2 protein-coding genes and 1 pseudogene are annotated in these 2,059 nt (G+C 60.3%); all 3 read left to right on the forward strand.

Annotated elements, in window-relative coordinates; all coding sequences use genetic code 11:
• Window positions 1–318, forward strand: a pseudogene (locus ACH2EH_RS05550) (hypothetical protein); the annotation flags it as partial.
• Window positions 319–359: 41 nt separating this feature from the next.
• The gene (locus tag ACH2EH_RS05555; protein WP_395139724.1) at window positions 360–1,094 is read left to right on the forward strand and encodes an alpha/beta hydrolase; all 735 of its coding nucleotides are present in this window, start codon (window positions 360–362) and stop codon (window positions 1,092–1,094) included.
• A 157-nt stretch (window positions 1,095–1,251) separates the two neighbouring features.
• Window positions 1,252–2,059: hypothetical protein (locus ACH2EH_RS05560; protein ID WP_395139726.1), on the forward strand; the 808-nt coding region annotated here is incomplete at its 3' end.

The following is a 2,059-nucleotide window of genomic DNA, read 5'->3' on the forward strand; positions in this document are numbered from 1 at the left end:
GTGCGGGTGCCCGCGCTCGTGTCCACAACGCCGGGAAGTCACTTCACCCTCAGGTTCACCGGGCAGACAGTGGGCCTCATGATCGCTGCGGGGCCGGACACGGGCACTGTCGAGTGCCACATAGACGGCAAGCCGCACGCCGCGGGTGCCATGGACACGTTTACTCCCTGGAGCCCCGGTCTGCACCTGCCCTGGGCCGTGATTCTCGCCGACGACCTCAAGTACGGCGAGCACACGCTCACGCTGACACTCTCGGCAAAGCACCACCCCAAAGGGCTAGGCACCGCGCTACGAATCGTCTATTTCCTGGTGGCCTAGGGAGATGCCTCTTAGGAAGCGCACTACGGTAGAATAGTGGTATGGCATTTCTGGACTACCACTACTTCTCCAACGCCCTGGGCAAGCAAACGGCGGCGTACGTGCTCCTTCCCGAGGTCGGCGAGGGCCCGTTTCCCGTTCTCTATCTGCTGCATGGCCTCTCGGATAATCATACGATCTGGCTGCGGCGCACTGCGATCGAGCGCTATGTCGCAAATCTCCCCGTGATTGTGGTCATGCCCGATGGGGGGCGCGGATTCTACGCCGATGCGGCGGCAGGTTATGCCTACGGGAAAGCGATTGGCGAGGAGCTGGTGGATCGGATAGATAAGACATTCCCGACGCAGGCCAACCGCGAAGGCCGCGTGATAGCGGGGCTCTCGATGGGTGGCTACGGTGCCGTGCGGCTCGCCCTCGCCTATCCCGAGCGCTTCCGGGCGGCGCACAGTCTCTCAGGCGCGATGGGCTTTGGCCATAAAGACCCGAACTGGGAAGACCCACGTACCTCCGAGTTCGCGCGGGTGGTCGGAGAAGGTTACAAGGGCGGCCCCTGTGATCTCTACGCCCTGGCACAGAAGAACCAAGCGGCGGGGACACTGCCCGAGCTGCGTGTTGACTGTGGCACCGAAGACTTTCTCCTAGAGGATAACCGTGCCTTTAACGCCTTTCTCACCGATCAGGGCATCGTGCATGAATATGAGGAGTTTCCAGGAGCGCACACCTGGGAATACTGGGACAGACACATCCAAGACGCGCTGAAGTTTTTCTTCCCCTAAACTCCCTACCCGCCCCCATGAACGAGGGCGTCTTATTATCGCTTCGCGACACGAAGGCCACTTCGGGCCATGGGCGCTTGCGCCCTTTGTGTCCGAGGCACGAGGACAATAAGACGCCCCGGTTCATCGGGGCGATTCCGGGACGATACAATAACCTATGAACCGACTCTTCGCCGTGTTTCTGGTCGCTTTGCTTGCTTTACCGGGGTTTGCACAGACGCCTGGTGTGCCCAAATCAGTCTACTTTGGCATCTTTCTGAAAGAGAGCAAGCTGGGGCACCTGTACCAGGAAACCGATAGTGCGGCTCGCTACAAAGGCAAGCCCGCTGTCAAAGTCCTCATACGTTCCGTGATGAACATTGCTCTGCTGGGCGCGGATGGTGCCATCACGACGAGTGCGGTGGTCTACATGGATCCAAAGACCGGTGCAACGCTCGCGGAGGAGTCCCGTACGGAGGCGTCCGGGCGGGTGACGGAGATAAAAGCCACCTACACGGCAAACACGGTGCGCTTTACGGCCACGGTTCAGGGCGTCGTCAAGTCTGGAACTCTCACGCTCAAGCCGGGCGAGTCGTTTGTTCGGGATCCCTCGGATGGCCCGGGCCAGAAACCCGTGCCGGGAACTCGTGTCAAAGGGAAGGCTTTCTCGTCGGATACTCAAACACTGGTGGACATCGAGATCCTAGTGGGTGCAAAAGAGACAGTGGTTGTCCAGGGGAAAGCTGTCACCGCCTACAAGCTACAGACAACCTCCAGCATCCCCTCCACATCCTATGTCAATGAGGACGGCGAGCTGCTCTTGTCGCGTGTCGCTCTGGGGATTGAGATTCGCCGCCTACCCCGGGAGCTAGCACTGGTGACCGGTAAGACGATTGACCTCGCCGACTCGATTGGGGTGCGTCCTAGCGGGGCTTCCCTGGAAAAAACCGCCCGAACATCGCACTACGCCGTGTACGAGCTAGGCC

The sequence above is a fragment of the Armatimonas sp. genome (genome assembly GCF_043760365.1).
GTDB lineage: Bacteria > Armatimonadota > Armatimonadia > Armatimonadales > Armatimonadaceae > Armatimonas.

Coding starts and splice junctions, on each gene's coding strand:
- ACH2EH_RS05555 (WP_395139724.1), top strand. CDS start 360: ATGGCATTTCTGGACTACCACTACTTCTCCAACGCCCTGGGCAAGCAA.